The organism is Methylobacterium sp. XJLW (assembly GCF_003254375.1).
Lineage (GTDB): Bacteria > Pseudomonadota > Alphaproteobacteria > Rhizobiales > Beijerinckiaceae > Methylobacterium > Methylobacterium fujisawaense.
Genome location: NZ_CP016429.1, coordinates 367,162 through 392,173 on the forward strand (window position 1 = coordinate 367,162; position 25,012 = coordinate 392,173).

31 protein-coding genes are annotated in these 25,012 nt (G+C 70.3%); 17 read left to right on the top strand and 14 right to left on the bottom strand.

Annotation, left to right across the window (positions count from 1 at the left end):
• Window positions 1–9 precede the first annotated feature (9 nt).
• The 5 genes from A3862_RS01615 (at window position 10) to A3862_RS01635 (ending at window position 3,400) form a co-directional block, all read left to right on the top strand.
• Complete coding sequence (locus tag A3862_RS01615; protein ID WP_043755018.1) at window positions 10–582, top strand: YbhB/YbcL family Raf kinase inhibitor-like protein; 573 nt, start codon at window positions 10–12, stop codon at window positions 580–582.
• A 171-nt stretch (window positions 583–753) separates the two neighbouring features.
• Entirely contained in the window at window positions 754–1,335 is a 582-nt protein-coding gene (locus A3862_RS01620) for a PAS domain-containing protein (RefSeq protein ID WP_210281323.1), read from the top strand.
• A 174-nt stretch (window positions 1,336–1,509) separates the two neighbouring features.
• Window positions 1,510–1,635 carry a type B 50S ribosomal protein L36 gene (ykgO, locus tag A3862_RS01625; protein ID WP_003601867.1) on the top strand — a complete coding sequence of 42 codons (126 nt, stop codon included), beginning with the start codon at window positions 1,510–1,512 and terminating at the stop codon, window positions 1,633–1,635.
• A 140-nt stretch (window positions 1,636–1,775) separates the two neighbouring features.
• Window positions 1,776–2,387: a tetratricopeptide repeat protein gene (locus A3862_RS01630; protein WP_100793875.1), complete on the top strand. Its 612-nt coding sequence runs from the start codon at window positions 1,776–1,778 to the stop codon at window positions 2,385–2,387.
• Window positions 2,384–3,400: an alpha/beta fold hydrolase gene (locus A3862_RS01635; RefSeq protein WP_043380290.1), complete on the top strand. Its 1,017-nt coding sequence runs from the start codon at window positions 2,384–2,386 to the stop codon at window positions 3,398–3,400. Before A3862_RS01630 ends, A3862_RS01635 begins: the two co-directional genes overlap by 4 nt.
• Window positions 3,401–3,555: 155 nt before the next feature.
• Here the strand turns inward: A3862_RS01635 and pyk are convergent, their stop codons facing one another.
• The 3 genes from pyk to A3862_RS01650 form a co-directional block, all read right to left on the bottom strand.
• Window positions 3,556–4,992: a pyruvate kinase gene (pyk, locus tag A3862_RS01640; protein ID WP_043380293.1), complete on the bottom strand. Its 1,437-nt coding sequence runs from the start codon at window positions 4,990–4,992 to the stop codon at window positions 3,556–3,558.
• A gap of 113 nt (window positions 4,993–5,105) precedes the next feature.
• Window positions 5,106–5,588, bottom strand: coding sequence for a DUF1036 domain-containing protein (locus A3862_RS01645; protein ID WP_075381519.1), 483 nt, complete (start codon window positions 5,586–5,588; stop codon window positions 5,106–5,108).
• Complete coding sequence (locus A3862_RS01650; protein WP_043755012.1) at window positions 5,554–6,873, bottom strand: glycerate kinase type-2 family protein; 1,320 nt, start codon at window positions 6,871–6,873, stop codon at window positions 5,554–5,556. The genes A3862_RS01645 and A3862_RS01650 overlap by 35 nt, the downstream gene beginning before the upstream one ends.
• Window positions 6,874–7,051: 178 nt before the next feature.
• On the opposite strand from A3862_RS01650, the gene A3862_RS01655 reads away from it, so the two are divergent.
• The 3 genes from A3862_RS01655 to A3862_RS01665 all read left to right on the top strand — a co-directional run bounded on the left by A3862_RS01655 (window position 7,052) and on the right by A3862_RS01665 (window position 8,582).
• Window positions 7,052–7,816, top strand: a complete 765-nt coding sequence (locus A3862_RS01655; protein WP_043755009.1) for an N-formylglutamate amidohydrolase — start codon at window positions 7,052–7,054, stop codon at window positions 7,814–7,816.
• 62 nt (window positions 7,817–7,878) lie between these two features.
• A complete protein-coding gene (locus tag A3862_RS01660; RefSeq protein ID WP_043755005.1) occupies window positions 7,879–8,187 on the top strand; it encodes a DUF1244 domain-containing protein in 309 nt (102 codons plus the stop codon).
• A 116-nt stretch (window positions 8,188–8,303) separates the two neighbouring features.
• On the top strand, window positions 8,304–8,582 hold the full coding sequence (locus A3862_RS01665) for a DUF2312 domain-containing protein (protein WP_026604676.1): 279 nt from the start codon (window positions 8,304–8,306) through the stop codon (window positions 8,580–8,582).
• A 211-nt stretch (window positions 8,583–8,793) separates the two neighbouring features.
• Here the strand turns inward: A3862_RS01665 and A3862_RS01670 are convergent, their stop codons facing one another.
• The gene (locus A3862_RS01670) at window positions 8,794–10,629 is read right to left on the bottom strand and encodes an alkaline phosphatase family protein (protein ID WP_043755002.1); all 1,836 of its coding nucleotides are present in this window, start codon (window positions 10,627–10,629) and stop codon (window positions 8,794–8,796) included.
• Window positions 10,630–10,756: 127 nt separating this feature from the next.
• Window positions 10,757–11,794: an aspartate-semialdehyde dehydrogenase gene (locus A3862_RS01675; RefSeq protein ID WP_043380306.1), complete on the bottom strand. Its 1,038-nt coding sequence runs from the start codon at window positions 11,792–11,794 to the stop codon at window positions 10,757–10,759.
• A gap of 318 nt (window positions 11,795–12,112) precedes the next feature.
• Here A3862_RS01675 and A3862_RS01680 point away from each other — a divergent pair, with 318 nt between their 5' ends.
• The 3 genes from A3862_RS01680 to A3862_RS01690 all read left to right on the top strand — a co-directional run bounded on the left by A3862_RS01680 (window position 12,113) and on the right by A3862_RS01690 (window position 15,273).
• A complete protein-coding gene (locus A3862_RS01680; protein ID WP_236961661.1) occupies window positions 12,113–12,937 on the top strand; it encodes a hypothetical protein in 825 nt (274 codons plus the stop codon).
• Window positions 12,938–13,073: 136 nt separating this feature from the next.
• Window positions 13,074–13,496 (top strand): hypothetical protein, encoded by a 423-nt coding sequence (locus tag A3862_RS01685; protein ID WP_043350497.1) that lies wholly within the window; start codon window positions 13,074–13,076, stop codon window positions 13,494–13,496.
• A gap of 157 nt (window positions 13,497–13,653) precedes the next feature.
• Window positions 13,654–15,273, top strand: a complete 1,620-nt coding sequence (locus A3862_RS01690; protein ID WP_043754998.1) for a gamma-glutamyltransferase family protein — start codon at window positions 13,654–13,656, stop codon at window positions 15,271–15,273.
• A 4-nt stretch (window positions 15,274–15,277) separates the two neighbouring features.
• Here the strand turns inward: A3862_RS01690 and A3862_RS01695 are convergent, their stop codons facing one another.
• The 9 genes from A3862_RS01695 to ruvA all read right to left on the bottom strand — a co-directional run bounded on the left by A3862_RS01695 (window position 15,278) and on the right by ruvA (window position 20,626).
• Window positions 15,278–16,246, bottom strand: a complete 969-nt coding sequence (locus A3862_RS01695) for a hypothetical protein (RefSeq protein ID WP_043754995.1) — start codon at window positions 16,244–16,246, stop codon at window positions 15,278–15,280.
• Window positions 16,247–16,321: 75 nt separating this feature from the next.
• Window positions 16,322–16,540, bottom strand: coding sequence for a DUF2809 domain-containing protein (locus tag A3862_RS32485; RefSeq protein ID WP_335645389.1), 219 nt, complete (start codon window positions 16,538–16,540; stop codon window positions 16,322–16,324).
• 27 nt (window positions 16,541–16,567) lie between these two features.
• On the bottom strand, window positions 16,568–16,753 hold the full coding sequence (locus tag A3862_RS32490) for a hypothetical protein (RefSeq protein WP_335645390.1): 186 nt from the start codon (window positions 16,751–16,753) through the stop codon (window positions 16,568–16,570).
• A gap of 29 nt (window positions 16,754–16,782) precedes the next feature.
• Window positions 16,783–17,436 carry an alpha-ketoglutarate-dependent dioxygenase AlkB gene (locus A3862_RS01705; RefSeq protein ID WP_043355683.1) on the bottom strand — a complete coding sequence of 218 codons (654 nt, stop codon included), beginning with the start codon at window positions 17,434–17,436 and terminating at the stop codon, window positions 16,783–16,785.
• Window positions 17,437–18,075, bottom strand: coding sequence for a 2,3-bisphosphoglycerate-dependent phosphoglycerate mutase (locus A3862_RS01710; protein WP_043380315.1), 639 nt, complete (start codon window positions 18,073–18,075; stop codon window positions 17,437–17,439).
• Between the two features lie 17 nt (window positions 18,076–18,092).
• Complete coding sequence (dapB, locus tag A3862_RS01715; protein WP_043754993.1) at window positions 18,093–18,890, bottom strand: 4-hydroxy-tetrahydrodipicolinate reductase; 798 nt, start codon at window positions 18,888–18,890, stop codon at window positions 18,093–18,095.
• Window positions 18,891–19,001: 111 nt separating this feature from the next.
• Window positions 19,002–19,499: a bacterioferritin gene (gene bfr / locus A3862_RS01720; RefSeq protein WP_043380322.1), complete on the bottom strand. Its 498-nt coding sequence runs from the start codon at window positions 19,497–19,499 to the stop codon at window positions 19,002–19,004.
• A gap of 44 nt (window positions 19,500–19,543) precedes the next feature.
• A complete protein-coding gene (locus A3862_RS31905; RefSeq protein WP_078947121.1) occupies window positions 19,544–19,816 on the bottom strand; it encodes a (2Fe-2S)-binding protein in 273 nt (90 codons plus the stop codon).
• Between the two features lie 192 nt (window positions 19,817–20,008).
• A complete protein-coding gene (gene ruvA / locus A3862_RS01730; RefSeq protein WP_043352190.1) occupies window positions 20,009–20,626 on the bottom strand; it encodes a Holliday junction branch migration protein RuvA in 618 nt (205 codons plus the stop codon).
• Window positions 20,627–20,759: 133 nt separating this feature from the next.
• Between ruvA and A3862_RS01735 the strand changes: the two genes are divergently transcribed.
• The 6 genes from A3862_RS01735 (at window position 20,760) to obgE (ending at window position 24,970) form a co-directional block, all read left to right on the top strand.
• A complete protein-coding gene (locus A3862_RS01735) occupies window positions 20,760–21,392 on the top strand; it encodes a YceI family protein (RefSeq protein ID WP_043352189.1) in 633 nt (210 codons plus the stop codon).
• 415 nt (window positions 21,393–21,807) lie between these two features.
• The gene (locus A3862_RS01740) at window positions 21,808–22,209 is read left to right on the top strand and encodes a hypothetical protein (protein WP_043754991.1); all 402 of its coding nucleotides are present in this window, start codon (window positions 21,808–21,810) and stop codon (window positions 22,207–22,209) included.
• 191 nt (window positions 22,210–22,400) lie between these two features.
• Window positions 22,401–22,715 (top strand): 50S ribosomal protein L21, encoded by a 315-nt coding sequence (gene rplU, locus A3862_RS01745; protein ID WP_010683509.1) that lies wholly within the window; start codon window positions 22,401–22,403, stop codon window positions 22,713–22,715.
• 86 nt (window positions 22,716–22,801) lie between these two features.
• Complete coding sequence (gene rpmA / locus A3862_RS01750; protein WP_043352185.1) at window positions 22,802–23,068, top strand: 50S ribosomal protein L27; 267 nt, start codon at window positions 22,802–22,804, stop codon at window positions 23,066–23,068.
• Window positions 23,069–23,255: 187 nt separating this feature from the next.
• Window positions 23,256–23,852 carry a GNAT family N-acetyltransferase gene (locus tag A3862_RS01755; RefSeq protein WP_043754990.1) on the top strand — a complete coding sequence of 199 codons (597 nt, stop codon included), beginning with the start codon at window positions 23,256–23,258 and terminating at the stop codon, window positions 23,850–23,852.
• 89 nt (window positions 23,853–23,941) lie between these two features.
• Window positions 23,942–24,970, top strand: coding sequence for a GTPase ObgE (obgE, locus tag A3862_RS01760; protein ID WP_043754988.1), 1,029 nt, complete (start codon window positions 23,942–23,944; stop codon window positions 24,968–24,970).
• Window positions 24,971–25,012 lie beyond the last annotated feature (42 nt).

The following is a 25,012-nucleotide window of genomic DNA, read 5'->3' on the forward strand; positions in this document are numbered from 1 at the left end:
GGCGCGGCGATGCTTGAGAAAATCCCCGGGGCGGTCGGCGAAGCCCTGTCGGGCCTGAAGGCCGGCCGGGACAAGACGGCGGTCCATTCGGACTTCTCCGACATTGCCGACACCGTGACGCTGACCAGTCCGGCCTTCGCGGACGGGGCGGACATGCCGGCCCGCTTCACCGCGGACGGTGCGGGCGTGTCCCCGCCGCTCGCCTGGAGCGGCCTGCCCGCGGGCACCGCTGCCCTGGTGATCCTCGTCGAGGACGCCGGGAGCCCGACGCCGCGTCCGCTGGTCCACCTGATTGCCTGGGCGATCCCGCCCGAGCCGGCCGAATTGCCCGAAGGTGCCTTGGCGAGCCCCGGGCACCCGGGCTCAGGCCACGCGTTGGGCCAAAACAGCTTCCTGCGCGCGGAATGGTTGCCGCCGGATCCTCCGACGGGCCACGGGCCGCACGACTACGTCTTCCAGATCTTCGCGCTGCGGCAGTCTCTCGCCCTGGCCGAGGCGCCGGGCCGGGGCGCACTGATCGATGCGATGCGCGGGCACGTCCTCGCAAAGGGCACGCTGACCGGCGTTTACTATCGTTCCTGATGGCGTCGCTACCCTCGAACACCATCCTGATCTGTCACTCCCATGCGTTGTGCCGTTTCGGCAGTCCCAGTATTGTGTCGACCAAATAAGTCGGCCGGGCAAAGCGTCCGGACGGACCTGGAGATCGAGTCTGTGGGCGTCGGTGTGCACACGAAGCGGCGGAGCGGCCGCATGGGGATGCGTGCCCTGGCCGAATCGGATGTCGGGACCTGGACTTGGCACATCGCCGACGACGTCCTCGAATGCGACGCCGCCGCCGCGACGGTCCTGGGCCTGCCGCGGCCGAAAGGCGGCCGGGGGACGCCCTTCGCGGCGTTCCTGGAGCACATCCATCCCGAGGACCGGCGACGGATCGGGTGCATCATCGCTGACCTTCGCCGCGAGGGCGGCCTGTATATCGCGCAGTACCGGACCGTACCGGTACCCGGCGAAGTCCGCTGGGTGCTCGTGCGCGGCCGGTATATCCGGAACGCCGAGGGCGTCGTGGACGAGGCCCACGGGATCGTCATCGATGTGACCGCGTGCAGCCGTGAGGGCTTTCTCGACGAATCGGCGTTCTACGCGACGGATGCCGCCGCCGGCGGCATCGATCAGGTCGCCGAGATGGCGCTGGCCCTGTACACGGCTGCGGAGAATGGCCTCTCCCGGCCGGGTTTCGACCGTCTGAAACCGCTCCTCGACATGCTGCTGCACCAGATCGGCCGGCAGCTCGTGATCGCACCGGCGGTGCCGGATCTCGACAGCGTCCATTGAGCAGGACCGGCAGCACGATGCCCGCTGCGCCTTGCCTTGTGGGGGCGACTCCTGATATGGCCGCGCCATCCCGCGATGCGTGAGCCGTGATCGCCGGACGCGACTGCGCGTCCTGCCTCAAGGCTACGTTCCCGATCCCTTACTGATGGACGGCCCTCCGGGCTCGAAAGACCGATGAAGATCCGCAACTCCCTCAAGTCCCTGCGTGGCCGCCACCGCGACAACCAGCTCGTGCGCCGCAAGGGGCGGGTCTACGTGATCAACAAGACCCAGAAGCGCTTCAAGGCCCGCCAGGGCTGAGACCGTTCCGACCGGCCGAGGCCGGACGGAGAACGGCACCGATCGAGGAAACGGCCGTGTCCACCGGGTGCGGCCGTTTCCGCGTGCGCGCGGCACCGCGGCACGTTGACGGACGTGGCGACGGCGCACAGTCTGGCTGCATGATGCCGACCCGTCTCATAGCCGCCCTGGTCTGCCTGCCGGCCCTCGCGGCGACACTGCCGGCGGCCGAGGCAGCGCCGCAATCGACCCGGCCCGGCCGGCCGACCGCCGAAGCGAAGCCGGCACCGAAGCCGCCGAGCCTCGATGACCTGTTCGCGCGCCTGCGCGCCAGCGAGGATCCAGCGGAGGCCAAGGGCATCGCGCGACTGATCGAGCGGCACATGGCCGGATCCGGCAGCCCGACCGTCGACCTGCTGACCGACCGCGCCCGCCAGGCCGTCACCGCCCACGACTTCCCCCTGGCGGCCGAGCTGATGGACCGCGTCACCGCCCTCGAACCGAATTGGTCGGAGGGCTGGAACCGCCGCGCGACGGTGTTCTGGCTGCTTACCGACAAGGACGATGCGCTGGCCGATCTGCGGCGGGCCCTGGTCCTGGAGCCGCGCCACTTCGAGGCCTGGGCCGCCATGGGCCGGATCTACGAATCCCTCGACGACAAGGCGCGTGCGCTGGCAGCGTTCCGGCGGGCGAAGGCGCTCTACCCGCAGATGGAGAAGGTCGGCGAGGCGATCAACCGCCTCACCCCGGAGGTCGACGGCCGCGACCTGTGACCCGGGTGATCGCCGTCCTCCTGACCCTCCTTGCCCTGCCCTTCGCCCTCGCCGGCCTCGTTCTGGCGATCGGGGCCCTGGCGGCGCTGGTGATCACGCTCCGGGTCGGCGCGGCCAACCCGCCCGCGGGTCCGTTCGTGACGATCACCGGCGGGCGGCTCGCGACCCTGCAGGACGGCCCGGCGAACGGGCCGCCCGTCGTCCTCCTGCACGGGGCCTCGGCCAACGCGTCGGATCCTATGGAGGGGATCGGCCGCCGCCTCGCCGCGCAGGGCTTCCGGGTGATCGCCTTTGACCGGCCGGGATTCGGATGGAGCGACCGGATTGCCGGCGGCGACGCCGCGGCACCCTCCGTGCAGGCCGGGATGATCGCGGAAGCGCTGAACCGCATGGGCGTCGGGCCGGCGGTGGTGTTCGGTCATTCCTGGGCCGGCGCCCTCGCTTTGGCCCTCGCCCTGGATCATCCGGAGCGGGTTTCCGCTCTCGCCCTCGCCGCGCCTGTGGCGATGCCCATGCCGGACCGGATGCCGGATCTGCCGTGGTACTGGCGGTTCGCCATAAAGCCCCCGGTGGCGTGGGTGCTCAGCCGGACGATCGGACCGCCGATCGCGCGTCGGTTCCTGCCCGAGGCGGCGCGCCGGGTCTTCAAGCCGCAGCCCGCGCAGGCGGATTATCCGGACTTGGCCAGATCCGACCTGGTTCTGCGACCGGAGACGCTGCTCGCCAACGTCCAGGATCTGCTCGGCCTGTCGCGAGCCCTCGCGGCGCAGAGCCCGCGCTACGGCAGGATCCACATCCCGACCCTGGTGATCTCCGGCGAGGCCGACCCGATCGTCCGCGCCGACGCGCAGGCGGTGCCGCTCGCGCGGGCGATCCCGGGGGCGCGGCTCGTGCTGCTGCCGGGCATCGGCCACATGCTCCAGTATGTCGCCGCCGAGCGGGTCACGGAGGAGATTATCCGGCTGGCCGCGGCGACCAATGCGGCCGGTTCGGAACCGGCCGTCGCGCATTGAACCGCGGGCCGGTCAGGACACGTACGTCCGCCTCGTCCCGGGGCAACGGTGGCAAGCCCGGTTTTGAGAATTGCTGTCCGCGCAAGATCCCGCCGCGTCGGCTGCCGGCATCCCGATCGCAATCGGGATGCCGGCAGTGCTGGAGGCCTGCCGCCTCACGCCTTCTCGGCGTGCTCGCGGGTGATGAAGGTCAGCCGCACGAGGTTGGTGGCGCCCGGCGTGCCGAACGGCAGGCCGGCGACGACGATCACCCGGTCGCCCACCGCGGCAAACTTCTCGCGGACGGCGAACTTGGCGGCGCGGAAGGACATGTCGTCCACGTCGCTGGCATCCTTGGTGACGATCGGATGCGTGCCCCAGGCCAGGGCGAGGCGCCGCGCCGTCTCGCGCCGGGGTGTCAGCGCGATCACGGTGGCGTTCGGGCGCTCGCGCGACAGGCGGAGCGCCGTGGAGCCGGAATTGGTCCAGGCCATGATCGCGTCGAGGTTCAGGGCATCGACCATCTGGTGGGCGGCCGCCGCGATGGCATCGGCGGCCGTCTCGTCGGGGGTCGCGCTCTGCGCCCGGATGATCGACCAGTAGATCGCGTCCCGCTCCACCTGCTCGGCGATGCGGTTCATGGTCTCCACGGCCCCGATCGGGTGGGCCCCCGAGGCGCTCTCCGCAGAGAGCATCACGGCATCCGCCCCCTCGTAGACCGCCGTGGCGACGTCCGAGACCTCGGCGCGTGTCGGGACCGGAGCCGTTATCATCGATTCGAGCATCTGGGTGGCCACGACCACCGGCTTGCCGTAGCGCCGGGCGCCGCGGGTGATGCGCTTCTGCACCCCCGGGACCTGCTCCAGGGGCATCTCCACGCCGAGATCGCCGCGGGCGACCATCAGGCCGTCGGAGATCTCGATGATCTCGTCGAGGCGCGCCAGCGCCTGCGGCTTCTCGATCTTGGCCATCACCAGGGCGCGGCCGGCGCAGACCTTCTTCACCTCGGCCACGTCCTCGGGCCGCTGGACGAACGAGACGGCGATCCAGTCGGCGCCCGCGTTCAGGCCGGCATCGAGATCAGCCCGGTCCTTGTCGGTCATCGCCGGGACCGGGATCACCGTATGCGGCAGGGATACGCCCTTCCGGTTCGAGATCCGGCCGCCGACCTCGACGCGGGTCACGGCGCGGTTGTGCGAGGTCTCGACCACCGTCAGCCGGAGCTTGCCATCATCGAGCAGGATGGCGTGGCCCGGCTCCAGCGCCTCGAGGATCTCGGGATGCGGCAGGTGGCAGCGGGCGGCATCGCCCGGCGTCGGATCGCCGTCGAGCACGAAGGTGGCGCCGGCCTCGATCATCGCGGCCCCCTCCGCGAAGGTGCCGAGCCGCAGCTTCGGCCCCTGCAGGTCGACCAGGATGCCGATCGGCCGCTTGGCCTCCCGCTCGATGGTGCGGATCGCCTCCACCTTCTCGGGCAGCTTCTCGCGCGGCAGGTGGCTCATGTTGAGCCGGAACACGTCGACGCCCGCGCGGAACAGCCGCTCGATCATCTCCGGCGAATCGGAGGCCGGGCCCAGGGTGGCGACGATCTTCGTGCGGCGTGACCGTTTCAAGCGTATTCCTCCGGTTGTTCGTTGCCGTGCAGCATGAAGCGCCGCCGGTTCAAGGGTTTGGCCACGGGTGTGAGCATCCCGCGCCGGACAGCGTCAAGGCCGCCGCCTTCACGTTACGGTTTTGCCGGCGCCTCGGCCCGGTTGGGATCGGTGAGCTGGATGGTCCAGCTCTTCTGCTCGCCGGTATCGACTTCGAAGAAGCCGTTCCGGTCGTAGCCGCGGGCGAGACAATCCTCGATCCCGCGGATCGTGAATTCCGAATCACGGGTGCACATCAGCGAGCGGCCGCTCCACTCGCCGCCGCGCGTGTAATCGACTGCGAACACGTAGTAGAACCGCGCCGCCAGCGCGCCTTTGAGAAGCGTCTCGCAGGCCTTCGGCGCCAGATCCCACCAGCCCTCCGTCACCCAGCCCTGCGGGTCGCGATAGCCCAGCGAGATCCCGACCTTGCTGGCGGTCTGGTTGCACAGGCGCAGATCCGCCCGGGCGGGGCTCGCGCCGAGGAGCGCGAGGCCGAGGACCGTGACTGCCGGGAGGAGCTGAGCCGCCGAGACGCGCGACCTAGTTGACGAGGATGATGCGGCAGTCGTTGACATTGGTACAGGTCGGACCGGGGTTCACGAGGTCGCCGAGGGCCGCGAAGAACGCGGTGGAGTCGTTCTGCTCCAGCATCGCGGCCGGGTCGAGGCCGGCGGCCCGGGCCCGCTCCAGGGTCGTCGGATCGATGAGGCCGCCCGCCGGGTCGGTGGCGAGGCCCCGGCCGCCGTCGGTCCCGTCGGTATCGGCACTGATGCCGAAGATGCCGGGCTCGCCGTCCAAGGCCACCGCCAGCGCCAGGGCGTATTCCTGGTTCGGGCCGCCATGGCCCTCACCGCGGATCGTGACGGTGAGCTCGCCGCCGGAGATCAGCGCCACGCGCCGGCCCTCGGCCTTGAGGCGCTTGGCCTCGGCCGCGTGCTCGGCAGCGACCTCGCGGGCCTCGCCTTCGAGATCGGCGCCGAGCAGGATCGGCTCGTAGCCGGCCGCGCGGGCGGCCTCGGCGGCGGCATTCAGGGCGTCGATCGGCCGGGCGATGATCCGGTACTCGGCGCGGGCGAAGGCGGGGTCGCCGGCCTTCGGCGTCTCGTTGTTCGGGTCGTTGAGGAGCCGCGAAGCCTCCTCGGGCAGCGGGATGCCGCGCTTCTCGCAGATGGCGCGGGCATCGGCGAGCGTGGACGGATCGGGCACCGTCGGGCCCGACGCGATCACCGCCGGATCGTCGAACGGCACGTCGGAGATCGCCAGCGTCAGGATGCGCCGGGCGTTGCGGGCCGCGAGGGCGAGGCGTCCGCCCTTGATCCGCGAGATGTGCTTGCGCACCGTGTTGATCTCGCCGATCGGCGCGCCGGAGCGGAGCATCGCCCGGGTGATCGCCTGCTTCTCGACGAGCGTCAGGTCGCCGGCCGGGGCGATCCAGTTGGCCGAGCCACCGCCCGACAGCAGGACCAGGACCTCGTCGTCCGGCCCCGCCTCGGTGGCGAGCCGCAGGGCCTCCCGGGTCGCCGAGATGCCGGCCTCGTCGGGCACCGGGTGGCCCGCCTCGACCATGTGGATGCCCGGCGCGTCCTGGCCGTAGCCGTGGCGGGCCACTGCGAGGCCGACGATCCGGTCGTCGCCGAGTCCATGCTGCCGGCGGTAGAACCGGCTCGCCACGGCGCTCATGCTGCCGGCGGCCTTGCCGGCCGCCAGGATGATCAGACGTCCGGGGCTCGGCTCCGGCAGGTGGGGCGGCAGGCAGAGATCCGGATGGGCGGCGCGGATCGCGGCCGTGAGAATCGCGTCGAGGAGCGCGCGCTGATCCCGGATGGCCGCATCGGCGACGGGCGGAACGGTCTCGGTCATGGCGTCGAACGGGCTCCTCTCTTGTTTGTGTCGCACACTCCCCGCCCGTTTCTTCCCTGGGCGGCGGGCCCGTTTCTTGCCGTGAGCGCACGATCCTTGATAGGTGATCTGCCCGAGCGGCCGCGCGACGGCAAGCGCCATCCGCGCCCTCGCACAGATCTGAAGACCTCGGAGCCCCGTGACCCGTCCGGAGACAGAAACGGCCCTCCCGCCCGCGCATCCCTGCGAGATCATCCCCGGCGACCCCGCCTGCGGCCTCGTCATCGCCTGCGATCACGCCTCAAATTTCGTGCCGCCGGATATCGAGCTCGGTTTGCCGGAGTCGGAATACGCCCGGCACATCGCTTACGATATCGGCGCGGCGGCAGTGACGCGGAGCCTCGCGGCGCAGCTCGGGGCCCCGGCGATCCTCACGAACTTCTCGCGGCTGATCATCGACCCGAATCGCGGGCGCGCCGACCCGACGCTGGTGATGCGCCTGTCAGACGGCGCCGTGGTTCCGGGCAATGCCCGGATCGACGAGGCCGGCAAGCAGGCGCGGATCGCCCGGTTCTACGCCCCGTTCGACGCGGCCATCGACGACGCGATCGCCGCCGCCGCGGCGGCCGGCCGTCCGCCCGTGCTCCTGACCCTGCACAGCTTCACGCCCTACTGGCGCGGCATCGCGCGGCCCTGGCAGGTCGGCATCCTGTACGACGGGGACGAGCGCTTTGCCCGCCCCCTCATCCGCGCGCTGGAGGCGGATCCCGCCGGGCTGACCGTCGGCGACAACCAGCCGTATGGCGGCGGCCTGCCGGGCGACACGATCGACCGTCACGCCACCGCGCGGGGCCTCGCCAACGCCCTCGTGGAGATCCGCCAGGATCTGATTGCCGGCGCGGACGGACAGGCCGAGTGGGCCGCGCGCTTCGCCCGCATCCTTCGCCCGCTCCTCGCGGCTTGATCTCCGTCCGGCCGCTCCCGAAATCGGGAGCGGGCCGCCCGACCTGAAGAGAGTTGCCACCGATGAGCGCGATCGATCCCCGGACCCAGACGGAACTCGAAGCCGCGGTGTTCCGCCGCCTCGTCGCGCATCTGCGCAATCGGACGGATGTGCAGAACATCGACCTGATGAATCTGGCGGGCTTCTGCCGGAACTGCCTGTCGAACTGGCTCAAGGACGCCGCCGATGAGACAGGCGTGCCGCTGACCAAGGACGAGAGCCGCGAGGCCGTCTACGGGATGCCTTACGCCGAGTGGAAGGCGCGCTTCCAGACCGAGGCAACCCCGCAGCAGCAGGCGGGCTTCGCGGCGTCGCAGGCCAAGGAGCATTGAGGCGGCGGCCGGCAGGCAGCGAATCGGCTAAGCTTCCAGTAAGGCCGGCCCATTAACCACGGGTCCAGGGCGCAACCGCGCCGTGCATTCGGGAGAGCCCCATGAACGCCCATTCGATGCCCACCGCCGCGCAGCGGCCCGGCGGCGACGTCTCGTCGGCCGAGGGCGTAGCCGCCGACGAGCTGAAGCAGTTCATCGAGCGCCTGGAGCGCCTCGAGGAGGAAAAGGCCGGCATCATGGGCGACATCAAAGAGGTGTTCGCCGAGCTGAAGGGCCGGGGCTTCGACGCGAAGGCCGTCCGCACGATCCTCCGCATCCGCAAGCAGGATCACAGCGAGCGCCAGGAGCAGGAGGCGATCCTCGAGCTCTACATGCAGGCCCTCGGCATGGCGTAGTCGGACCAGGCGGCAACGCACGCCCACCCGTCCGCGCCATCCTTGGCCTGAGGGCCTGCAGCCCAGCGGGGGTCTCGACGGAGCAGACCAGGGAGCGCCGTGCTCTCTGGAGATCGCCTTCGAAGCCCGCGGACGCGGGTCTCTCGGGACGAGGGGTATGGGTTGGACAGCGTTCCCTGCGCTCCGCCCCGCGGGCCGGACGGTGCGACGCTCAGTGCGCCTCCGCGGCGGCCGACACGGCAGGACTGTTGTCGAGGCCGAGGGTGCGGCCGGGATACCCGGCGGCATCGAAGTAGCGGATCTCGCCCACCGTCTGGTAGGCGAGCGCCGTCACGTGGCCGGCGGCGTCCGGCTCCGAGCGCAGCTCCGCCCGGGCGAAGGTCGGCGTGCTGCCATTGGCCAACGCCTCGGTCAGGACGCGGCCGACCAGCCGGCCCTTGCCGGGAATCGTGAGGCCCAGGAGCTGGGCGATGGTCTTGCCGAGGTCGGCATTGCTCGCCGGCACCGCGCTCGCGAGGCCCGCCCGGAAGCTCGGCCCTGCCGCGCCCATGACGTTCCGGGTATCGGCGCGGGAGAAGCTGCCGTGCATGCCCTGCCCCTGCTGCAGCCCGGTATCGGAGACCTCGACCCCGCAGGTGGTCGGATCGGCGCAGCCGGTCGAGAAGCTCCGGAAATTGACCACGATGGCCGGCATCGGCGTCAGCGCCGACCCGTCGAGGGCGATCGCTGAGAGGGGCAGCGTTCCCGGGATCGGGCCGAGGGTCGCGCTGACGAACAGGCCGCTCACGTAGTCCTGACGCGCCAGGGCGTCGACCACGCGGCGCGCCAGCGCCCGGTCGCCGTTCGGCAGGTAAACGAGATCCGAGCCGCCATTGGCCGCGACCACCACCTCGGGCTTGGCCGGATCCGCGCCGATCAGGCCGTTGGCCCGGCTCGGAAAGGCGTCGGCGGCGAGCCTGATGCCCCTGGCATCCGGATCGAACAGGCCGAGCCCGAGATCATGCGCGAGATCGATGGCGAGGAAGCCCGGCGGAAGCTGGCCCTTCGGCACCCCTTTATAGGCCTGCGACGCGGCGAAGCTGGTCCCGCTCTCCTTGGAGATGGTGGAGAAGCCGTGATCGGAGGTGACGATCACATCCGTGGTCTCCGCCAGACCGAGCGCCTTCAGTGCGCCGAGCAGCGCGGCCAAGTTGGCATCCGCGTTGCGGATCGCCGCGAGGCTCGTCGGTCCGTTGATCCCCGGGACGAGCCGGCCGAGACTGTCGCCCTGATTGTGCTGCGTCCCGTCGGGATCGCGCGACCAGTAGACGAGCACGAAGGGTTTTCCGCGGGCTTTGAACAGCGGTAGGACCGCCTTCGTCGCCACATCGGTGAAGTAGCCCTGCTGCTCGATATTGGCGGCGAGCGTCCCGGGCGAATCGGCGGTTCCGGCCAGGCCGTTGGCGCCCCGCGTCGGCGCCTGCAGCGGAAGCCCGGCCGCATCCAGGCGCGTGCACAGGTCGTCGCTCAGCGGGATGCCGCTCGGCCGGCCCGTGCTGTCGTCGACCAGGATGCTGTCCTGTCCGGAGCGCGCCGTGTGGTCGAAGATCAGGGAGGGGCCGAGCTTGCCGATGCTGGCCGTGGAGAGCCCCTGGGCGTGAGCCGCCCGCAGGATCGTCTCCTCGTTGAGGTAGTTGCCGGCGAAATGCGCGTCGACGTCGCCGAGGACGGGGTCGCTCTCCAGGAACGGCGTGAGGCTCTCTCCGGCCCCGGGGACCGGGAAGGCCGTGTAGATTGTGTTCCCGAATTGGCCGGTGTCGCCGAGCATGTGGCCGGTCGCCATCGCGGTGGCGTTCGGCATCGTGAAAGTCGGGAACAGGGAGTGCGTGTTGGTGAACCGCACCCCGGCCTTCATCAGGCTGTCCATCGCCGGCGCGTTCACGGCGTTCACCATGCCGTCGCGGAGCCCGTCCGCGATGAACAGGACGACATTCCGAGGCTGCGGCTGAGCCTGAGCCGCGCCGACGATCGACAGACCGACGAGACAGGACACAAAGAAACGCCGCATACCGAATCTCCACGTGATCCGGTCTGCGGCGTGAGCCTGAACGATGACGGGCGCGTGACAAATCCTAGGGACGTTGTCCCAAGGATCTCGGTTCTGGCTCCTCCTCCCGCCGGGAGGAGGACCGGCCTCAGGCCGCGCGCTTGGCCCGGTTCAGGAGCTTGCGGTTCACCAGGATCTCGGCGATCTGCACCGCGTTGAGGGCCGCGCCCTTGCGCAGGTTGTCCGAGACACACCAGAGGTTCAGGCCGTTCTCCACGGTCGCGTCCTCGCGGATGCGCGAGATGTAGGTCGCATCCTCGCCGGCCGCCTCGTGGGGCGTCATGTAGCCGCCGTTCTCGCGCTTATCGATCACCAGGACGCCGGGGGCGGCGCGCAGGATCTCGGTGGCCTTCTCGGCCGAGAGCGGCCGCTCGAACTCGATGTTGACCGCTTCCGCGTGCCCGATGAAGACCGGAACGCGGACGGCGGTCGCCGTCAGCTTGATCTTCGGGTCGAGCATCTTCTTGGTCTCGGCGACCATCTTCCACTCTTCCTTCGTGTAGCCATCCTCCATGAACACGTCGATGTGGGGGATGACGTTGAAGGCGATGCGCTTCGTGAACTTGCCGCCCTGCTTGATCTCGCCGGCGGTGAAGACGGCGCGGGTCTGGTTGAACAGCTCGTCCATCGCCTCCTTGCCGGCGCCGGAGACCGACTGGTAGGTCGAGACCACGACGCGCTTGATCGTCGCCGCCTCGTGGAGGGGCTTGAGCGCGACGACCAGCTGCGCGGTCGAGCAGTTCGGGTTGGCGATGATGTTGCGCTTGGTGAAGCCCACCACCGCGTCGGCATTCACCTCGGGCACGATCAGCGGCACGTCGGCGTCGTAGCGGAAGGCCGACGAGTTATCGATGACCACGCAACCCTGCTGGCCGATGCGGGGCGACCATTCCTTCGACGCCTCGCCGCCGGCCGACATCAGGCAGATATCGGTGTCGGTGAAGTCGTAGGTGTCGAGCGTTTTGACCTTGAGCGTCTTGTCGCCGTAGGAAACTTCCTGCCCCTGGCTGCGGCGCGAGGCCAGCGCCACGACCTCGTCGGCGGGAAAGGCCCGCTCGGCCAGGATATCGAGCATCTCGCGGCCCACGTTGCCCGTGGCGCCGACGACGGCGACCTTGTAACCCATCTCTTGTCTCCGCGCGGAAAACCCCGATCGATCCGGGTGCCGCGCTCCTGCCAGCAAAATCGGCCGAAGGATCGTTCGTGCCGGACGCGCCCGCAAAACGGGCGCGGCCGCAGACCCCGTCCTCAGCGGAGGTGGGGGCGACGGCCGCGCCGAGCAAGGCGCGCATGTGCCCATGCTGTCAAGGCCGACGACCGCGCAACGCCTGATTCACCCTGCGCGGAGGAATCCGGTGACGGACCCGGTCCGGGAACGGGCATGCAGTCCTGCCGTGCGAGGCTGACCGCCCAATCCCGCGTCCCGCCTTCGGTACGGAGCACGATGCTGATCGGAACAGCGCCCCTCGTCGATCGAGTCGGACTCCGCCCGCCCGCGGCACGCGCAGGCTGGTCACCGGGATCCCTCGGCCTGCGTCTCGCGCTGGCATCGGCCGCGATCGCCCTGGTGTGCGTGTTCGCCCGGTTGCCCGCCCCCCTCCCCGGCATCCAGCGCGCTCCGGATCTCGAGACCGCCTTCGTGCCGTCCGTCCGGGCTTCGCCGGCGCAGCCGGCGATCGCGCCCGCCCGGTTCGGCCTCGCCGAGCCTGGGCCCGATCCGGTGCGGGTCGCCGCCCGGGTCGATCCACGGACGGGCCTGCGCGAGGACACGCTGATGCGCGGCGATGTGGCTGCGATCGAGGCGCCTGCCCTGCGGATCGTCCTCACTCGCGGAACGCTCACCGGACCGCCGCCGTCGCTGTTCGTCCTGATGGCCCGGCGGGCCGCCAACGGCCCAGCCCTCGACCGCCCTGCCCTAGCGGTCGCGCGGACCGGAGCCCGCGGCCAGATCCGGACCCGGTTCGGCGCGGTCGAGACCCTGGAGATGACCTTCGCCGGACCGACGCAGCGGACCTGCACGGGTTTCGTCACCCGGGAGACGGGATTTCAGCTCGATGGATGGCTTTGCGCCCCCCTCGGCCATCCTCCGGAACCGCAGGCCGTGGCCTGCCTGCTGGATGCGCTGAGCCTCGTCGATCTTGCCGATCCCGACACGACGGCGGCCTTCGCTGCCGTGCCCGACCCCGCGAGCGCCTGCCCGGCGACAGCCGGCGCGGAACCTTCGAGCCGGACCGGATCGTTAATCCGACGGCCGCAAAATAAAAAATGAGGCCACAGTGTGGCAAATCGCACAAGCTCAGCCATAAGGGCGGAACAACAGCCTCGCCCAAGCGTCTTCTTGTCAAAGGCGGCGAACTGTTAAGCTTCGGTCGCCATACTGATGGCACTCATACACAAGGTTGGCCATGCGCTCGCTCAAGATCGCCCTTCTCGGCGTTGTCGCCGCCACCGGCCTCGGCGTTCTGGCCTCCGCGCCGGCTGAGGCGCAGGATGGTTTCGTTTCCGGCCCAATCTACCGGGTCAGCCGCCCGCTCCCGATCCGGGTGCGCCCGCGCAGCTGGTTGGATGCCGGCAATGTGCCGCTCACCTCGAACGTCCCGGGTGCCGGCGGTTCGCGGAATCCGGCTTTGAACCCCTACCTGATCGCAGCGTCCAATCAGCTGACCCCGCCCTACGGCCCGACCGACCGCTTCGGCCGCGGGATCCTGCCGGACCCGATCACCAACGGACCGTTCATCGGCGCCCGTTCGAGCGCGATCCGCAACGTCGACCTCTCCTTCGTCGATCGCCTGGATCCGACCTCGCCGCTCTACGGCCGCCCCTACTGAGCGGCTCCCACAAACAGCGTGAACGTCGCGAAGCGCGGGTCCTTGGGCCCGCGTTTTTCGTTTGGCATCCATCCCGGGCACGCCTTCACCGGCGCCGGATATCCTGTATGCCAAGTGCCGCGGGAGCAGATCCGCTGCCGAGGCCGGGAACAGTGCCATGAAGCCGTTCGACTGGGTGACCGGGTATCCGTCCCTGCGCATGCCGATGTTCGGGCGCAACTGTGTCGCCACCTCGCACGCGCTGGCGGCACAGGCCGGCATCCAGATGCTCCAGGCCGGCGGGAACGCGGTCGATGCCGCGATCGCCACGGCGGCCGCCAAGACCGTGACCGAACCGTGCAGCAACGGCCTCGGCTCCGACGCCTTCTGCATCCTGTGGGACGGGAAGGCGCTGCACGGCCTCAACGCCTCTGGCGGGGCTCCGGCCGCTTGGAGCCCGGACTACTTCCTGCGGAAATACGGTCCGGCGGAACGGACGCCGATGCGCGGCTGGGATTCGGTCACCGTACCGGGGGCGGTGGGCGCCTGGGTCGCGCTCAGCGAGCGCTTCGGCCGCCTCCCCTTCGCCGATCTGATGCAGCCGGCGATCCGCATCGCCGAGCACGGCTATCTCGCGCCGGTCGTCGTGCAGCAGAAATGGGCGGCCGCCGCCGGGATCGAGGCGATCACCCGCCAGCCGGGCTTCGCGGAGTTCTTTCTGCCGCGCGGCCGAGCGCCGGATGTCGGCGAGCTGGTGACCTTTCCCGGCGCCGAGCGGACCCTGCGGCTGATCGGCGAGACCAAGGGCGAGGCCTTCTACCGGGGCGAGATCGCCGAGGCGATCGCCGCGCACGCGCGGGCCCATGGCGGCGCCATGACGGCCGCCGACCTCGCGGCGTACCGCCCCGAATGGGTGACGCCGACCGCCAAGGATTACCACGGCTACACGCTGCACGAGATCCCGCCGAACGGCCAGGGCATCGCGGCACAGATCGCGCTCGGCATCCTGGAGCAGTTCGACCTCGGCAGCCTGCCGGTGGACGGACCGGAGGCGCAGCACCTCCAGATCGAGGCGATGAAGCTCGCCTTCAGCGACACCTACCGGTACGTCGCCGACCCGCGCGGGATGGAGGTGACGCCCGAAGCCATGCTGGACCGCGCCTATCTGGCGGAGCGCGCCAAGCTGATCGACCGGAACCGCGCCCAGGTCTTCGGCCCCGGCAAGCCGCCCGCGGGCGGCACGATCTACCTCACCGCCGCGGATGAATCCGGGATGATGGTGAGCTTCATCCAGTCGAACTTCATGGGCTTCGGCTCGGGCGTGGTCGTTCCGGGCTGGGGGATCTCCCTGCAGAACCGCGGCTACGGCTTCGTGCTCGATCCTGCGAGCCCGAACGTGGTGGCGCCGGGCAAGCGCCCGTTCCACACCATTATCCCGGGTTTTCTCACCCGGGACGGCGCGCCGGTGATGAGCTTCGGCGTGATGGGCGGCAACATGCAGCCGCAGGGCCATGTCCAGACGCTGGTGCGGATGATCGACCACGGCCAGAACCCGCAGGCGGCCTGCGACGCGCCGCGGTGGCGGGTGAACGAGGGTCTCGACATCAACGTCGAGGCGGCGATGCCGCGGGCGACCCTGGACCGCCTGAAGGCCCTCGGCCACCGGCTCGAGGTGATCGAGGACAGCTACCAGGATTTCGGCGCCGGCCAGTTCATCTGGCGGATGGGCGATCCGGCGGTCGAAGGCTACGTGGCGGCGAGCGACCCGCGCCGCGACGGGCAGGCCGCCGTGTGGTGAGGCGCTACTTCACCTGCACGCTGTCCACGACCTGGCGGAACTTGGCGAGGACGCCGTCGCGCTGATCCTGCCGCACGACACCGAGGGCGCGGAGATAGCCATCCGGCGCGAACCGGATGGTCTGCATGACGACCACCGGCAGGTTGGTCGGCTGGTCGAGGGCGCGGGCCACGATCTCGTGCCAGTCGACGCCGTTCGAGCGGTAGCTCTGGGCCCGCTCGATGACGAAGTCCTTCATGGTCTGGTTCGAGGCCAGGGCGGCGCGGGCGAAGCCGTCCCGCTGCTCGGCCGAGGGCGGCTGCTGCACGGCCTGGGCAAGGACGAGGATCGGCTGCTCCAGATTCTGCATCTGGTCCTTGGGGCCGCTGGTCAGGAGGATCGAATTGCCGGCCATCACTCGCACCGGCCGGAAGCCCGCCATGTCGGCGATGCGGAAGGGCAGCGCGTCGACCTGCTGGGTCAGCGTCAGCGCAGGCCGGAGGGTGACGCCGGTCACCATCTTGCGCATCGAGACCTCGGTCTCGGCGTCGGGCAGCGCCTGGGCGATGATCAGTCCGGTCACGCTCGGCGTACCGACCACGAGAATCCACTTCCGGATCGCCGGAGCGGACGAGGCCGGATCGGCGGGCTGCTCACCGGTGTAGAGCATGCCCTCGTTGTCGCCGATCTTGACCTCCTCGCGCTTCTCGACCGCGAAGCCCTGGCTCAACAGGTTGGCGTCGGTGAAGCCGCTGACGAGTTCCGCGAAGGCGTTCGCGGGCAGCTCGACGACCGACACGGTCGCGCCCCCCTCCTTCCGCTCGAAGCCCGAGAAGCGCCGCGACAGCGACATGTCGGCCGGCGGATCGAAGCCGAAGCGCGAGCCCGGCGGGTAGACAGGATCTCCGGCCCAGGCCGCGGAGCCAAGGCTCACCGCAAGCGCGGCAGCGCCGAGAACCCGTCCGAGACGCAGCGTCAGGTTGCGCATCCGCATCGAAAACCGGTTCTCCTCGTGGACCCAACTTGGGGTTAGTCCGCTCGCGATGGGTCTGCCCGGCGACCTGATCTGTCAAGCCGGCAATGCCGCGCGCCTGCGATCACGATGAAAGGAAACCGCCAACGCCGCCGTGACGGCGATCCCGACGGCGTAGGCGCAGAGATTCCACGGGGAGACGAGTGTGCCGAGGAGGAGCTGGCCCGGCAGGGTTGCCCGGAAGGCGTCGAGCGCCGGGGTATGAACGAGACGGCTCGCTTCGATGAGCCCGGCGCCGAAGAAGGCGGCGATCATGCAGGTGCGCAGATCCCAGCCGGCCGGTCACAGGGCGGCCACCAGCAGGAACAGCATCGCTCCCCAGAGGATGCCGCCGCCGTAGTGGTGAACCGCGAGCGGCAGGTTCCACGCCGGCACGCGCAGCAGCAGCCCCAGCCCGATCACGGCGGCCGCGAGGCCGAGATGGGCTGCCCGGGCCAGCGGCAGATCCATCCGCGCGGGCGCCGGCATCGCGGCCGGCCCGCATTCCGGCGATCGCTCTAGCGCCACGGCGGTGCCGGCTCCGTGACGCGCCGCAGAGTGAGGTTGCAGCGGCCGCCCGGCGGGAGAAAACCGAGATCGGCCGTCTCCGCGAGAAGGTCGCCGGCCGGGTAGAGCCGGTCGATGCCGTGGTAGATCAGGCGCGAGGGGCCGCCGATCACCAGCGCGTCGCCGGCCTGCAGGCGGATCGAGCGCGTCGGATCCGCGCGGCTCAGGCCGCCGTAGCGGAACAGTGCCGCCGCACCGAGGGAGAGCGAGAGGACGGGCGCCGAGAGATCCGCCTCGTCGCGATCCTGGTGGAGACCCATGCGGGATCCCGGCGCGTAGAGGTTGATGAGACAGGCTTCCGGCGGCACCGGACAGTTCGCCAACACCGCCCAGGCCGCGAGGGCGGTCGGCGGCATCGCCGGCCATGGCCGCCCGGTCTCCGGATGGTCCGGCTGATAGCGGTAGCCCGCGACGTCCGAGACCCAGCCGAGGGGACCGGCATTCGACATCCGTACGGAGAACGGCTTGCCGGTGCGCGGCATCCGCGGCGTCACGGGCGGCGCCGTTTCGAGGATGGCGGCGATCTCGGCGGCGAGCCGGGCGCGGGCCGTCGCATCGAGGAAGCCGGGATGGTGGATCAGGCCGGGGGCGAGTTCCGTCGCCACTCAGCGGCCCGCGTCGACATCCTGCTCCAGCACGATCTTCGAGGCGACCGTGGTGTCGCCGTTGAGGCGGTAGACCAGCGGGACCCCGGTCCGAATCTGGAGATCCGGCACCTGCTCCTCGTTCAGCCCATCGAGGACCATCGCCAGGGCGCGCAGCGAATTGCCATGGGCCGCCACCAGGACCCGCTGGCCGGCCATCACCCGCGGCAGGATCGCCGCGATGTAATAGGGCAGCACCCGCGCGGCAGTGTCCTTCAGGCTCTCGCCGCCGGGCGGCCGCACGTCGTAGGACCGGCGCCAGGTATGGACCTGCGCGTCACCCCATCGGGCGCGGGCCGCGTCCTTGTTGAGGCCGGAGAGATCGCCGTAATCCCGCTCGTTGAGGGCCCTCTGCCGAATGATCGGAACATCCGGGAGAGCCATCTCCTCCAGGATCAGCGAGCAGGTGCGCTGGGCCCGCAACAATTCGGAGGTGAAGGCGACATCGAAGCCGTAGCCGTCCCGCTTCAACCCGCGGCCGGCCGCCCGGGCCTCGGCGATGCCGCGCTCGGTCAGGTCCGGGTCGCGCCAGCCCGTGAACAGGTTCTGGAGGTTCCACTCGCTCTGGCCGTGCCGGACGAGGACGAGGAGCCGTTCCATGGATGCACCGCTCCCGGTCACAGGCCGAGGACGTCGGCCATCGTGTAGAGCCCCGGCGGCTTGGGATGCGCCCAGAGCGCGGCCTTGACGGCGCCCGTGGCGAACAGGCCGCGGTCGGCGGCGTGGTGGCTGATCGTCAGGCTCTCGCCGGTGCCGGCGAAGATTACGCTGTGGTCGCCGACGACGCTGCCGCCCCGCAGGGTGGCGAAGCCGATATCGCCGGGCCGGCGGGCGCCGGTATGCCCGTCCCGGGTGGAGACGCGGACCGTCTTCAGGTCGACGCCGCGGCCCTCGGCGGCGGCCTCGCCCAGCATCAGCGCCGTGCCGGACGGCGCATCCACCTTCATGCGGTGATGCATCTCGGCAATCTCGATGTCGAACTCGTCGCCCAGCGCCTTCGCGACCCGGCGGACCAGCTCGGCCATCAGGTTGATGCCGAGCGACATGTTGCCCGATTGGACGATCCGGGCATGGTACGAGGCCGCCTTCAGCTTGGCGAAATCGTCCTCGGACAGGCCGGTCGTGCCGACGACGTGGACGATGCGGGCCTGGGCCGCCAGTTCGGCGAAGGCCACCGTGGCGGCGGGCGCGGTGAAATCGAGGACGCCGTCGGCGGCCGCGAAGGCCGCGAGCGCGTCATCGGTGACCGGCACGTCGAGGGGCTGGAGACCGGCGAGCAGACCCGCATCCTGCCCCAGGGCCGGGGAGCCTTCGCGCTCGATCGCCGCCGAGAGCGTACAGCCCTCAGACTGCGCCACCGCGCGGATCAGCATCCGCCCCATGCGCCCGTCGGCGCCGACCACCACGAGCCGCATTCCGTTCCCCAACCCACCTTGCTGCGCGCAGGATCCGCACCGCGCCGGCCCGTCCTGCGTCGGTGTCCGGGCTCCCCGTCTGCCGCAGGGGCGGCGGGAGCCCGGGCAACCTCACTCCTTCTCGGGGGCGATCTGCTCGAGGCCGCCGATATGCTTCTGCGCGTAGAGCGGCAGGCCGATCTGCTTGATCAGCTCCAGCTGCGTCTCGAGGAAGTCGATGTGCCCCTCCTCGTCCTCGGCCAGATCCTCGAACAGGCGCTTGGAGACCCGGTCGTTGATCGAATCGCAGTACTTCGCGGCCTCGAGATAGAGGCTGCGGGCCTCGTTCTCGGCGGCGAGATCGGAATCCAGGATCTCTTGGACGTTCTGGCCGATCCGCAGCGGGTCGAGCTCCTGCAGGTTCGGGAATCCGTCGAGGAACAAAATCCGGTCGATGAACCGGTCCGCGTGGTTCATCTCCTCGATCGATTCCTTGCGCCAGAATTTCGCCAGCTCGACGTAGCCCCAGTCATTGAGCATGCGGAAATGCAGCCAGTACTGGCTGACGGCCGTCAGCTCGCTGCGCAGGCCGCGATTCAGATACTCGATGACCTTGGTGTCGCCCTTCATGCCCCCGTACTCCTTACCGTGCTTTCAGGCGGGGGGTAGAAGCATCAGGCCGCGACTCCCTCATCCGCAGTTTGGAACTTCACCAAACTACACGCGCTTGCGCAAGTCGTCGTGCAGGCATGGCTGCTCTCCGCCGGCGCGGCTTGGCCCAGGGCACTCTGCATGATCGCCCGGATCGTGCGGGCGCAGCGCCCGCATTTCGGGCTGCAGCCGAGACAGGCATAGACCTGCGCGGGCGTGCGCGGGCAGCCCGGGCCGGGTGCGAGGCAGCCGCGGACCGCGCCGTCCGATATGACGTTACAAGAACAGACGATCATGCGCGCCGCAAATCCCGTCATCCCCGCGCCCGCAGCGGTCGTCGACGACCGTCCCGGGCACCTGCGCCAGTTTAGAAGAATTGAAAAGTAGCTGGCTTTTCAATGCCTTATTGGCTGCGGTCGACATGGCACCGCGGCCCGCGCGGGTCAAGGGCGTGCGATCTAAGTGCGCCCCAACGGTTCCGGGGCGCGTCAGCGCGCGAGTTCGCGCAGGCCGAGCCGGATGAGCACCTTGGCCTCGGCGCCCTCGCCCGCACCCTTGAGAGCCGCAGCGATGGCGGCGGCGGCCTGGACCTGCGGGTAGCCGAGATTGACCAGGGCGGAGACGGCATCCGCCACCGGCTGGGGGGCGGCGCCGTCCTCGACGGCTCCCGTGAGGGCAACGAGGGCGGGGTCGATCGGCGCGAAGGCCGGGGCCTTGTCCTTGAGCTCGGCGGCGAGCCGTGCCGCCAGACGCGGCCCGACCCCTGGAGCCCGGCTGATCGCGCCCTTGTCGCCGGTGGCGATGGCGCTGGCCAGCGCCTCGGGCTCCATCACCGAGAGCACGCCCAGCGCCACCCGCGCGCCGACGCCCTGCACGGTCTGAAGCAGGCGGAACCATTCCCGCTCGGCATCCGAGCGGAAGCCGTAAAGGCGGATCATGTCCTCGCGGACATGGGTTTCGATCGACAGCGAAGCGGGCTCGCCGACCTTGGGCATGCGCTGCAGGGTGCGCGCCGAACAATGCACGATATAGCCGACGCCCGACACGTCGAGGATCACGAAATCCTCGCCGAACGAGTCCACGACGCCCTTGAGCTTGCCGATCATGCCACGCCTGTCGCTGTCGCGGGATGCCTACAGAACCGCGGCGCCCTCCGCCAGACGTGCTTGAGCGCGCAGGGAGATCATGAAATCACGGGCGCCGCGCCGGCCGCGCTTGGCCGGTCACGGGGGGATGACCATGCGCGCGCCACTTCTTGCCCTGCTGGGCCTGCTGTGCTTCGGCCCGGCCCGGGGGGCGGACGATCCGTCAACGGCCCCCGTCCCGGTCGCGCCGAGCGCGGATCCGACGCAGGTCCGGCCCGGGAGCTACGTGCTCGATCCGGATCACGGCAAGATCACGTGGTCCGTCTCGCATCTCGGCTACTCGACCTATTACGGCCAGTTCGCGGGTCTCAGCGGCACGCTCCAGCTCGATCCGAAGGCGCCGGAGAAGAGCCGCCTCGAGGTCACCGTGCCCCTGGGCGGCGTGATGACCGGGAGCGCGCGCCTGAACGAGCACCTCGCAGCCCCGGACTTCTTCGACACGGCCAAGTTCCCGAACGCCACCTTCACCGCCACGAAGGTCGAGCCCACCAGCCCGACCACGGCGCGGATCACCGGCGACCTGAACCTGCGCGGCACGGTCCGGCCCTTTGCGATCGACGCCACGTTCAATCAGGCCGGCATCCATCCGGTGGATCAGCGCTACACCGTGGGCTTCGACGGCCGGGCGGTCATCAAGCGCTCGGATTTCGGCATCAACGCCTATCTGCCGCAGCTCGGCGACGAGGTGAGCCTGCGCATCGAGGGCGAGTTCAAGGCCGCGCCCTGACGATCGGCCGACTCGGTCCGCGGAGCCGACAGCGCGGCTTCGCAACCGGCAAGGGTCCCGCACGGCGGGGCCCGGAGCCCGACGCGCCGACGCCGGGAACCGACGGTGTTTCCGGATCCGGGCTCGCCTGCGGCGCTCCGAAACGACCCTGCGGATGAATGGGCGGGCGGACCCACACGCCGAGGAGCTCGCTCATGTGCGGCGCCCCGCGGCCGCGCATAAGACCGGGTCGAGCCGCGCGGTCTGACCGGGCGGGTGACGCCTCGCCGCCGGGGGTGTAGTCAACCGCCGTCGCGGCGCCGCAGCGAAGGGATGCCCCCAGATGACGACGCTTCTCCTCAGTGGCACCCGGCCTCGTCCCGCGCATGACGGGCGTATCACCGCGCAGGTCGGCGCCACCCTGGAGGTCTGAGCCGTGCGGCGTTCCGGTGTCTTCAGTCTTGCCCTGGCCCTGTGCTTCGCGGGAGCCGCCGCGGCGCAGGTCCCCGCGCCGGCCGCCCGCGCCCCTGCGCCCGCCGCGGCGGCTTCGCCCCTCGACAACTATGCGACGGCGGCGGCGACGACCATCATCGCCGAACAGGCCTGCCCGGGCGTGCAGGTCAGGGCCGGACAGCTCACGACGCTCCGTCTCGCGGCCCGAGTCAATGCCGGACAGGAAGCGATGCTGGAGGAGAAGCTGAAGCAGCGCGCCCTGCAGGTGCGCCAGCAGCTCGCCGCCGACGGCCGCGAGGCTTGGTGCTCCGAGGCTTTGGCCGCCTTCGGCCCCGAGGGCAGTGTCGCGAAGGGCGTCCTGGCGACCGGCGCCCCGATCCGCTGACGGAGCCCCGGGAGTCCGGCGCGGATTGACACGGCGGCATCAGGCTCGTAGTGACCCCGCATGGCGCGCGGCCTCTGTTTGAGGTCCGCGCGTTTCGCGTTGTCCGGGCGGAAAGCCCGCACAATGACTTCAAACAAGAAGCCGGTCCAGGGGCAGCCGCCCCGGAGGCCGTTCGAGAACACGAGAGAACGATGTTCGCAGTCATCAAGACGGGCGGTAAGCAGTACCGCGTCGCCGCCAACGACACCATCACCATCGCCTCCCTGGCGGGCGAGGCCGGCGAGGCCGTGACCTTCGGCGAGGTCCTCCTGTTCGCCGACGGCGCGGGCGCGACCCAGGTCGGCGCCCCGACCCTGTCGGGCATCAGCGTCACCGGCGAGATCGTGCGCCACGGCCGCGACAAGAAGGTCATCGCCTTCAAGAAGCGCCGCCGGCAGAACTCGCGCCGCAAGCGCGGTCACCGGCAGGACCACACGGTCGTGCGCATCACCGGCATTTCGGCCTGACGCACGCCAGACGCTGGGCGCGTGAGGATCCCTGAGGGTCCGATCCGCGACCGCATCCAAGCCCATCAGATTTCGGAGTTCATCCCATGGCACACAAGAAGGCAGGCGGCTCGTCCCGCAACGGTCGCGACTCGGAAGGCCGGCGCCTCGGCGTCAAGAAGTTCGGCGCGGAAGCCGTGATTCCAGGCAACATCATCGTGCGTCAGCGCGGCACCAAATGGCATCCCGGCGCCAATGTCGGCATGGGCAAGGACCATACGCTCTTCGCGCTGGTACCGGGCCATGTCCGCTTCGAGACGCGCCGCGGGCGCGCCTTCGTGGCCGTAACCCCGCTGGCCGAGGCCGCGGAATAAGAGGCGGGCGCCTTTAGAGGCGAAGCTGGCGTCCCGCCCGGTGTCCCACACCGGACCGGAGACGTCGTTGCCGAGCCCCTGACGGGCCGGTTCGGACGGAACACCCGGGGAGGATGGGACGCCATCCTCCCCTTCGTCGTCTTGAGGCGGTGTCCCGGAGCCGGGAACGCCGCCCTGCGAGGGCACGATGTTCCCCGATCTGACCCGTGATGACGTTTTCCGGATCGAGACGCGGCGGCTGTGGCTGCGCTGGCCGACCGCCAAGGACAGGGACGCGATCCTGAAGCTGGCCGGTGATCCGTCTGTCGCCGCGATGCTGGCGCGGGTGCCGCACCCGCTTCCGGCCCCGGTGGTGGATGCGTTCCTGCTGCAGGCGCGCGCGCAGAACACCGCCGGGTCGGCCCTCACGCTCGCCCTCGCGCCGCGGGCGGCGCCCGGCAGCCTCATCGGTGTGATCAGCATCGAGGGGCGGACCGAGGGGCCGCCGGAACTCGGCTACTGGCTCGGGCAGCCCTATTGGGGCAGCGGCCTGATGGCCGAGGCCGTGACGGCTCTGTGCCACGCCTTCTTCGCCTATACCGGCGGGACGGAACTGGCTGCGTCGGCCCGCACGGTCAACCCGGCGTCCCGGCACGTTCTGGAGACCTGTGGCTTCGTGCAGGCCGGCAGCGCGACCCGGCCCTTCCCGGCGCGCGGCGCGGATCTGCCGGTCGATCTCTTCAGCCTCGACCGGCGGCGCTGGCAGAACCCGCCGTCGGAGCCGGCGATGACGCGGGCCGCCTGAGGCGGCCTTTCGGCGCCGGGGCTGGCCGGCCGCCGTCGACAGGGTGATGGTGCGGGTCGCGAATCCGCACCCGACAAAGGATTCAGGTCGTGAAATTCCTCGACGAAGCCAAGGTCTATGTCCGCTCCGGTGACGGCGGTCCCGGCTGCGTCTCGTTCCGGCGGGAGAAGTTCATCGAGTTCGGCGGGCCGAACGGCGGCGACGGCGGCCGGGGCGGCGATGTCTGGGTGGAGTGCGTCGAGGGGCTCAACACCCTCATCGACTACCGCTACCAGCAGCACTTCAAGGCCAAGAAGGGCGAGCACGGCATGGGCTCGAACTGCCACGGCGCCAACGGCGCCGACACGGTCCTGAAGGTCCCGGCCGGCACACAGATCTTCGCCGAGGACGGCGAGACGCTGCTCGCCGACCTGACCGAGGTCGGCCAGAGGATCCGCCTCGCGAAGGGCGGCAATGGCGGCTTCGGCAACGCCTATTTCACGACGTCCACCAACCGCGCCCCGAAGCACGCCAATCCCGGCCTGGAAGGCCAGGAGATGTGGATCTGGCTCCGGCTCAAGCTGATCGCCGATGCCGGCCTCGTCGGCCTGCCGAATGCCGGCAAGTCGACCTTCCTGGCGAGCGTCACCGCCGCGAAGCCGAAGATCGCCGACTACCCGTTCACCACCCTGCATCCCGGCCTCGGCGTGGTGCGCTCGGACGGGCGCGAATTCGTGCTCGCCGACATCCCGGGCCTGATCGAGGGCGCGCATGAGGGCGTCGGCCTCGGCGACAAGTTCCTCGCCCATGTCGAGCGCTGCCGGGTGCTGCTGCACCTCGTCGACGGCACGAGCGAGCATGCCGGCAAGACCTACAAGCTGGTGCGCGGCGAGATCGAGGCCTACGGCAACGGCCTCGCGGAGAAGCCCGAGATCGTGGCGCTCTCGAAGGCCGACGCCCTCGACGCCGACACGCTCAAGAGCCAGGTGGCCAAGCTGAAGCGCGCCGCCGGCCGCGCGCCGCTGGTCCTGTCCTCGGCGAGCCGAAAGGGCGTCCCCGAGGCGCTGCGGGCGCTCCAGTCCGAGATCGATGCCAGCGCCGAGGCCGAACGGAAGCCGGTGGACGCCTGGCAGCCATAGCCGTCGACCGGTTGTCCCGAGGACGCGGCGGCCGGGACCGAC

Bases quoted from the DNA above. Each gene is read 5' to 3' on its own strand.
- A3862_RS01615 (WP_043755018.1), top strand. From the start codon at position 10: ATGCTTGAGAAAATCCCCGGGGCGGTCGGCGAAGCCCTGTCGGGCCTG.
- A3862_RS01620 (WP_210281323.1), top strand. From the start codon at position 754: ATGGGGATGCGTGCCCTGGCCGAATCGGATGTCGGGACCTGGACTTGG.
- ykgO (WP_003601867.1), top strand. From the start codon at position 1,510: ATGAAGATCCGCAACTCCCTCAAGTCCCTGCGTGGCCGCCACCGCGAC.
- A3862_RS01630 (WP_100793875.1), top strand. From the start codon at position 1,776: ATGATGCCGACCCGTCTCATAGCCGCCCTGGTCTGCCTGCCGGCCCTC.
- A3862_RS01645 (WP_075381519.1), bottom strand. From the start codon at position 5,588: ATGTCAACGACTGCCGCATCATCCTCGTCAACTAGGTCGCGCGTCTCG.
- A3862_RS01650 (WP_043755012.1), bottom strand. From the start codon at position 6,873: ATGACCGAGACCGTTCCGCCCGTCGCCGATGCGGCCATCCGGGATCAG.
- A3862_RS01660 (WP_043755005.1), top strand. From the start codon at position 7,879: ATGAGCGCGATCGATCCCCGGACCCAGACGGAACTCGAAGCCGCGGTG.
- A3862_RS01665 (WP_026604676.1), top strand. From the start codon at position 8,304: ATGCCCACCGCCGCGCAGCGGCCCGGCGGCGACGTCTCGTCGGCCGAG.
- A3862_RS01670 (WP_043755002.1), bottom strand. From the start codon at position 10,629: ATGCGGCGTTTCTTTGTGTCCTGTCTCGTCGGTCTGTCGATCGTCGGC.
- A3862_RS01675 (WP_043380306.1), bottom strand. From the start codon at position 11,794: ATGGGTTACAAGGTCGCCGTCGTCGGCGCCACGGGCAACGTGGGCCGC.
- A3862_RS01680 (WP_236961661.1), top strand. From the start codon at position 12,113: ATGCTGATCGGAACAGCGCCCCTCGTCGATCGAGTCGGACTCCGCCCG.
- A3862_RS01685 (WP_043350497.1), top strand. From the start codon at position 13,074: ATGCGCTCGCTCAAGATCGCCCTTCTCGGCGTTGTCGCCGCCACCGGC.
- A3862_RS01690 (WP_043754998.1), top strand. From the start codon at position 13,654: ATGAAGCCGTTCGACTGGGTGACCGGGTATCCGTCCCTGCGCATGCCG.
- A3862_RS01695 (WP_043754995.1), bottom strand. From the start codon at position 16,246: ATGCGGATGCGCAACCTGACGCTGCGTCTCGGACGGGTTCTCGGCGCT.
- A3862_RS32485 (WP_335645389.1), bottom strand. From the start codon at position 16,540: ATGATCGCCGCCTTCTTCGGCGCCGGGCTCATCGAAGCGAGCCGTCTC.
- A3862_RS32490 (WP_335645390.1), bottom strand. From the start codon at position 16,753: ATGCCGGCGCCCGCGCGGATGGATCTGCCGCTGGCCCGGGCAGCCCAT.
- A3862_RS01710 (WP_043380315.1), bottom strand. From the start codon at position 18,075: ATGGAACGGCTCCTCGTCCTCGTCCGGCACGGCCAGAGCGAGTGGAAC.
- dapB (WP_043754993.1), bottom strand. From the start codon at position 18,890: ATGCGGCTCGTGGTGGTCGGCGCCGACGGGCGCATGGGGCGGATGCTG.
- bfr (WP_043380322.1), bottom strand. From the start codon at position 19,499: ATGAAGGGCGACACCAAGGTCATCGAGTATCTGAATCGCGGCCTGCGC.
- A3862_RS31905 (WP_078947121.1), bottom strand. From the start codon at position 19,816: ATGATCGTCTGTTCTTGTAACGTCATATCGGACGGCGCGGTCCGCGGC.
- ruvA (WP_043352190.1), bottom strand. From the start codon at position 20,626: ATGATCGGCAAGCTCAAGGGCGTCGTGGACTCGTTCGGCGAGGATTTC.
- A3862_RS01735 (WP_043352189.1), top strand. From the start codon at position 20,760: ATGCGCGCGCCACTTCTTGCCCTGCTGGGCCTGCTGTGCTTCGGCCCG.
- rplU (WP_010683509.1), top strand. From the start codon at position 22,401: ATGTTCGCAGTCATCAAGACGGGCGGTAAGCAGTACCGCGTCGCCGCC.
- rpmA (WP_043352185.1), top strand. From the start codon at position 22,802: ATGGCACACAAGAAGGCAGGCGGCTCGTCCCGCAACGGTCGCGACTCG.
- A3862_RS01755 (WP_043754990.1), top strand. From the start codon at position 23,256: ATGTTCCCCGATCTGACCCGTGATGACGTTTTCCGGATCGAGACGCGG.